Here is a 5992-nt window from a genome sequence, read left to right as displayed (position 1 = left end):
GGCCCCGGCACCCACTCAGGGTGCCGGGGCCTCTCCCTGTCCGCTCCCGTACGCGTGCGGCCGGCGCTCCTTCTCAGGCACTCCCAGGGCCCGTCCCAGGGCCCGTCCCAGGAGGGTCTGTCCTGGGTCTAGCCCAGGGCTTGGCCCAGGGCCTGTCCGGCCCTAGCGCAGCTCCGCCGGCGGCGTACGGTCCTTGTCGACCTTCTCCGTGCGCTCCAGCTCGCCCCACACGATGTACCGGTAGTCCGAGGTGTAGACGGGCGTGCAGGTCGTCAGGGTGATGTAACGGCCGGGCTTGGTCGTGCCCGACTCCTTCGGGACCGGGCGGAGCACGTCGACGTTGTACTTGGACGTCTCCTTGAGGTCTTTGTAGACCTTGTAGACGTACCAGGTGTCCTTGGTCTCGAAGATGATCGAGTCCCCGGTCTTGACCTTGTGGATGTTGTGGAACTTCGCGCCGTGGCCGTCGCGGTGCGCGGCCAGCGTGAAATTGCCCCGCTTGTCGGACGGGAGGGCCGACTTGATGGGGTCGGTGTAGTAGCCGGCGACACCGCGGTTGAGGGTGTCCGGGTCGGTGCCTTTCTTGACCAGGACCTCGCCGTTGTTCATGGCGGGCACATGGAGGAAGCCGATGCCGTCCTTGGTGTCCAGCGCGCCGGGACCGCCCGCCCAGCGGTCGCGTACGCGGTCGCCGTCCTTGGAGGCCTCGCGGTCGGCGAGGACGTTCGTCCACCACAGCGAGTAGACGACGAACAGGGCCAGCACCAGCCCTGCGGTGATCAGCAGCTCGCCGAAGACACTGATGACGCCGGCGATCCGGCTGCGCGCACGTGCCACTGCACCTGTCCCTGTCCCTGTTTTCCGTTTTTTCCGTCGTCCTGAAGTACGGTCGTCCGTCAGCCGACGAGCGCGTCCGGCTTGCCCTTGCTGCGCGGCCGTTCGTCGACCATCTTGCCCCACACGATCATTCGATACGTACTCGTGAATTCGGGTGTGCAAGTGGTCAGCGTGATGTAGCGGCCCGGCTCGGTGAAGCCCGAGCCGGGCGGTACGGGCCCGATCACCCCGACGTTCGACGGCGACGTCTGCGGCAGGATGTTCGCCATCTCGTACGTGTAGTAGGCGTCCTGCGTCTCGACGACGATCGGATCGCCAGGGGTGAGCCGGTTGATGTAGCGGAATGGTTCGCCATGGGTGTTGCGGTGGCCGGCGACCGCGAAGTTGCCCTGCTTGTCCTCGGGCATCGCGGTCTTGAGCTTGCCCTCGCCGTAGTGGCCGACCATGCCCCGGTCCAGCACCGCGTGCTTGTCGATGCCCTCGGCGATCGGGACGACCACGTCGAGCTTGGGGATGTGCATGATGGCGAAGCCCTGGCCCGGCTCGAAGGCACCCGGCGCGCGGCCCTTCGCCCAGCCGTCCTGGATCTTGTTGGCCTCGGCGTTGGCCTCCTGCCCGGCACGGATGTTGGTCCACCACAGCTGGTACGTGACGAACAGCAGCATCAGCACGCCGATGCTGATGAAGAGCTCACCGAAGGCACGGCTGGCGATGACCGCCGGGCTGTCCTTGGCCGCGCGGGCGGCCCGGCGGGCTTCGACCCGGGACAGCGGGGCGCCGCCCTCCGGCGGCTGCGGCGGCGTCGTAGGTGCGGCTCGGCGCCTGCCGCGGGCCTTGGCCGCCCTGCGGCGCTCCGCGCGGCCCCCGGTGGGCTGGTCGGGCGCCGCGCTCGCGGCACGGTGGGTTTCGGAGGTCCGCAGCGCGACGGTCTCGTCGACGGGCACGGGGTCCGGTACGGCAAAGGCATCCGATACGGAATACGCGGGCTCCGGTACGGGATACGCGAGATCCGGTGCGGGTTCCGGCACGGACTCAGGTGTGTACGAGGGCTGCGCCTGCTGCCCGTACCAGTCCTGCTGATAGCCCTCGGGGGCGTACCACTCCTGCGGCTCCTGGGGCTGCGCGGGAACATCCCCGGCCCGGAACCACGGCGATCCCCCCTCGCCGCTCACGCCAGAGCCTTGCCCACCACCGGCGCGAGCCCTGCCGAACGGCCCACCGCGCCCGTGTCCCCGCACTGCTCCAGCCAGTTGGCGAGCATCAGATGACCGTGCTCCGTGAGCACCGACTCGGGGTGGAACTGCACACCCTCCACGGCCAGTTCACGGTGGCGGAGCCCCATGATGATGCCGTCCTCCGTACGCGCCGTGACCTCCAGCTCGTCCGGGACCGTCGCCGGCTCGGCGGCCAGCGAGTGATAGCGGGTCGCGGTGAAGGGGGAGGGCAGCCCGGCGAAGACGCCCTTGCCCTCGTGCAGCACGAGGGAGGTCTTGCCGTGGAGCAGCTCCGGCGCACGGTCGACCACGCCGCCGTACGCCACCGCCATCGACTGCATGCCGAGGCAGACGCCGAAGACGGGCACCCCGGTCGCGGCGCAGTGGCGGACCATCTCGATGCACACGCCTGCCTGTTCCGGCGCGCCGGGGCCGGGCGACAGGAGGACTCCGTCGAAGCCGTCCTGCGCATGCGAGGTGGACACCTCGTCGTTGCGCACGACTTCGCACTCCGCGCCCAGCTGGTACAGGTACTGGACAAGGTTGAAGACGAAGCTGTCGTAGTTGTCGACGACGAGAATGCGCGCGCTCACTGGCCGTCCACCGTCACATCGTTGAACGGAAGCAGCGGCTCCGCCCAGGGGAAGACGTACTGGAACAGCACATAGACGACCGCAAGGGTCAGCACGAGCGAGATGGACGCCCGCACCCATGCGTTGCCCGGCAGATGCCGCCAGATCCAGCCGTACATGCTGTGCCTTTCCGTTCGGTACGGGACCAGACTAAAGGGCGCGGGGGACCCGTGGGTCAGCTGTGGAAAGCTTCCGGCTTGCCTTCCGTCACAGGCTGGGTGGCGTCCAGATGCGCCCAGGCGACCAGCCGGTGGCTGCTGCCCCACTCCGGATCACAGGTGGTCAGCGTCAGATAGCGGCCCGCTCCTTCGAAGCCGGACCGGCCGGGGACGGGGTCGATGACGGCGACATCGCCCGGGACCGTCCGGTACGGCTTGTTCCGGATCCGGTACGTGAACCACGTCGTCCCGTCCGTCAGGATCACCGCGTCACCAGGCCGTAGCTCCGGGAAGTCCTTGAACGGGTCCCCGTACGTACGCCGGTGGCCGGCCACCGAGAAGTTCCCGGTCCCGCCGAGCCGGGCGGTGGCGGCGTAGTGCCCGAGTCCCTTCTTCAGGGTCGCGGCCGACGTGCCCTCCAGCACCGGCCAGTCCCAGCCCGCGCCGAAGCGGGGGATGTACATGACGGCGAAAGGCTTTCCGTCCTCGTACGCCTTCGGGGCCGGGTCGGGGGCAGGGGATGCCGGAGATTCCGGGGATGCCGGGGATGCCGGGGACTCGACCGGAAGCCGGGTCCACTCCTCCTGGAGCCTGACGATCTCCCCGTCCGTCGCACCCTCGGCCTTCACGCCGGTCCAGAACAGCACGTACACCACGAACAGCACGATCACGGTGCCGGCGGTGATGCATATCTCGCTGAACGTCCTGACGATCAGTCGCACCGACACCGGCCGGCCTCCCCGGGGGCTACTGCACGGGCTTCGCGTAGTGGAGATCCACTGTGCCCGAGTAGCCGGGGAGAGTCACCGCCTCGCGCTCGTCGACTTTCCAGCCCAGCCCGTACGCCGTCACGTACAGCTGGTAGTTCTGGATCGCCGGGGAGGCGGTCAGCGCGCGCTGGAGCTCACCGGGGTCGCCGACGGCCGTCACCTTGTACGGCGGCGAGTAGACGCGGCCCTGGAGGATCAGCGTGTTGCCGACGCAGCGCACGGCGCTCGTGGAGATCAGGCGCTGGTCCATGACCTGGATGCCCTGCGCACCGCCCTGCCAGAGGGCGTTGACCACGGCCTGCAGATCCTGCTGGTGGATGACCAGGTCGTTGGCCTGCGGCTCCGGGTAGCCAGGGGCCGCCTGGGCGTTCGGGGGAGCATCATTGAGGGTGACCGTGACGGCCTGACCGCTGAGCTTCCTGGTCCCCGCGGCCTCCTCCAGCGCCTGGAGCTTCGCGTCCTCGGCCTTGGTGGAGCCGTCGTCGCGGCTGGCGAGGGCGTCGACGTCCTTGCGGACCGTCGCCGTGGACTCGTCGAGTTCGGCGTTCTTGTCGCTGCGCTGCTGGATCAGATCGGAGAGCTTCAGCAGCGAGTCGTCGGTGCGGAGGTTGGTGCCCTTGGCCGTGATGAAGCTGGTGACGAAGATCAGTCCGGCGAGGGCGAAAACGGCAGCGGTCAGCAGCCGGACCGGCCGCCAGACGATGCGGCGGACCGGCCTACCGGGGGAGTCGGCGGAATTGCTCAACGTACCCTTACCCTTCAGGCGCCGCGGAAGCACTACGCTAACGGACGCCCGGGGGGAGCCCTTGGTCCCCCTCGCTCCCGTACCCGGCGCCAGCCACAGTTTCCCTGCGCGGCCACGCAGCGCATCGACAGGAGAGTCCCTCGTGCCGAAGTCACGTATCCGCAAGAAGGCCGACTTCACGCCGCCGGCCACGAAGCAGGCGACCAACATCAAGCTGACCAGTCGCAGCTGGGTCGCTCCCGTGATGCTGGCTCTGTTCCTGATCGGACTGGCCTGGATCGTCGTCTTCTACGTCACCGACGGCCGCCTGCCCATCGAGTCGTTCGGCAACTGGAACATCGTGGTGGGCTTCGGCTTCATCGCCGGCGGCTTCGCCGTGTCCACACAGTGGAAGTAGCGCAGTGGAAGTAGCGCCGGCATAGCGGCTGTCAAGCTCTGCCCCGAGTTATCCACAGCGTCGTCCACAGAGTGAGGAAAAGGTCAGACGATCTGTGGATAACTCAGCGGACGTTGACGCCGGTGTGACTGTTGCGGCCGTTGCAGCAACGGCCGCCGACCCTGTCCGCCCCTTGTCCCTCCTGGGAAAACCCAGGTCAGGGATGAGGGGCGCAGTCGTTCCACACAGGATGCACAAGATCCGGCACACGCTGTGGACAACTTTGGGGAAAGCTCATGCTCAGGTGAGCGACTGCGTCCTCACGACCACGGTCACGATGATCGCCAGCAGTACGAGTGCACAGGTCCCGTACTGCACCAGAGCCCGTCGCTCGCGCGGCGCGTGCACCATGCCGAAGGCGATGGCGGTACCGGCGATGAGCCCGCCGATGTGGGCCTGCCAGGAGATCCCGCTCCAGGTGAAGGTGAAGAGCACGTTCAGCGCGAGAAGCGCGATCACCGGGCGCATGTCGTAGTTGAGCCGGCGCATCAGCACGGCGGTGGCACCGAGCAGACCCCAGACCGCGCCGGAAGCACCCAGCGTCCCCTGCGTCGGATCCTCGAGGAGGTAGACGAACGCACTGCCCGCCAGGCCTGAGAGCAGATAGAGCGCCAGATAGCGCGCCCGGCCGAGCGCCGCCTCCAGCGGCCCGCCCAGCCACCACAGCCCCAGCATGTTGAAGGCGATGTGCCAGATCTCCTGGTGCAGGAACATCGAGGTGAGGAGCCGGTACCACTGCCCGTCGGCGACGCCGTCGGACACGAGGTACGGCGGCGCGGGCCAGGCCCCGACCAGGACCAGGTCGCCGACCAGCCGCTCCCGGTCGACGAGGACCGCCACGAACACCGCGAGATTGAGACCGATCAGGATCTTGGTCACCAGATGCGGGTCACCGGCCGCGATCGAGCCGCCCGCGATCGTACGGGGCCGGCTGGCGGACGGCGCGTGGCCCGTGCCCGACCCCGTGCGGACGCACTCCGGGCACTGGAAGCCCACCGAGGCGTCGACCATGCAGTCCGGGCAGATCGGCCGCTCACAGCGGGTACAGCTGATGCCCGTCTCCCGGCCCGGGTGGCGGTAGCAGCTCGGCAGCCCGTCCGCCGCGCGAGGCTGGTCCGGGCTTCCTGGCGCCTGATCCATGGGGTCCCCTCGTCCGATGCGCGGCGCTTCTGCCTTCGCACTCGTTCGTACGCAGTCCGC

At 68.6% G+C, this 5992-nt stretch carries 8 protein-coding genes; 1 reads left to right on the top strand and 7 read right to left on the bottom strand.

Translation table 11 applies throughout. The features are described 5' to 3' along the window. Positions 1 to 162: 162 nt before the first annotated feature. From ACWGI8_RS37540 to ACWGI8_RS37515, 6 genes are read right to left on the bottom strand one after another with little or no spacing between them, the layout of a single operon-like run. Positions 163 to 837, bottom strand: a complete 675-nt coding sequence (locus tag ACWGI8_RS37540) for a class E sortase (RefSeq protein ID WP_453667918.1) — start codon at positions 835 to 837, stop codon at positions 163 to 165. Positions 838 to 896: 59 nt separating this feature from the next. Next, positions 897 to 2009, bottom strand: coding sequence for a class E sortase (locus ACWGI8_RS37535; RefSeq protein ID WP_453667917.1), 1113 nt, complete (start codon positions 2007 to 2009; stop codon positions 897 to 899). Next, positions 2006 to 2644 carry an aminodeoxychorismate/anthranilate synthase component II gene (locus ACWGI8_RS37530; RefSeq protein ID WP_453667916.1) on the bottom strand — a complete coding sequence of 213 codons (639 nt, stop codon included), beginning with the start codon at positions 2642 to 2644 and terminating at the stop codon, positions 2006 to 2008. The genes ACWGI8_RS37535 and ACWGI8_RS37530 overlap by 4 nt, the downstream gene beginning before the upstream one ends. Then, positions 2641 to 2802: a hypothetical protein gene (locus ACWGI8_RS37525; protein ID WP_453667915.1), complete on the bottom strand. Its 162-nt coding sequence runs from the start codon at positions 2800 to 2802 to the stop codon at positions 2641 to 2643. The genes ACWGI8_RS37530 and ACWGI8_RS37525 overlap by 4 nt, the downstream gene beginning before the upstream one ends. A 56-nt stretch (positions 2803 to 2858) precedes the next feature. Further along, positions 2859 to 3569, bottom strand: coding sequence for a class E sortase (locus ACWGI8_RS37520; protein WP_453667914.1), 711 nt, complete (start codon positions 3567 to 3569; stop codon positions 2859 to 2861). A 19-nt stretch (positions 3570 to 3588) separates the two neighbouring features. Further along, positions 3589 to 4356 carry a DUF881 domain-containing protein gene (locus tag ACWGI8_RS37515; protein WP_453667913.1) on the bottom strand — a complete coding sequence of 256 codons (768 nt, stop codon included), beginning with the start codon at positions 4354 to 4356 and terminating at the stop codon, positions 3589 to 3591. A 142-nt stretch (positions 4357 to 4498) separates the two neighbouring features. Between ACWGI8_RS37515 and crgA the strand changes: the two genes are divergently transcribed. After that, positions 4499 to 4753, top strand: coding sequence for a cell division protein CrgA (gene crgA / locus ACWGI8_RS37510; protein WP_453667912.1), 255 nt, complete (start codon positions 4499 to 4501; stop codon positions 4751 to 4753). A gap of 279 nt (positions 4754 to 5032) precedes the next feature. Here the strand turns inward: crgA and ACWGI8_RS37505 are convergent, their stop codons facing one another. Continuing rightward, positions 5033 to 5932 (bottom strand): rhomboid family intramembrane serine protease, encoded by a 900-nt coding sequence (locus ACWGI8_RS37505; RefSeq protein WP_453667911.1) that lies wholly within the window; start codon positions 5930 to 5932, stop codon positions 5033 to 5035. Between the last annotated feature and the right edge of the window lie 60 nt (positions 5933 to 5992).

It is taken from the genome of Streptomyces sp. NPDC054841 (assembly GCF_053611045.1).
The sequence above is the reverse complement of the archived record's forward strand: the minus strand, read 5'-3'. Positions and strand labels throughout refer to the sequence as shown.

What these genes read in the sequence shown, in the direction of transcription:
- ACWGI8_RS37505 (WP_453667911.1), bottom strand. Translation starts at nt 5,932, where the DNA reads ATGGATCAGGCGCCAGGAAGCCCGGACCAGCCTCGCGCGGCGGACGGG.
- ACWGI8_RS37525 (WP_453667915.1), bottom strand. Translation starts at nt 2,802, where the DNA reads ATGTACGGCTGGATCTGGCGGCATCTGCCGGGCAACGCATGGGTGCGG.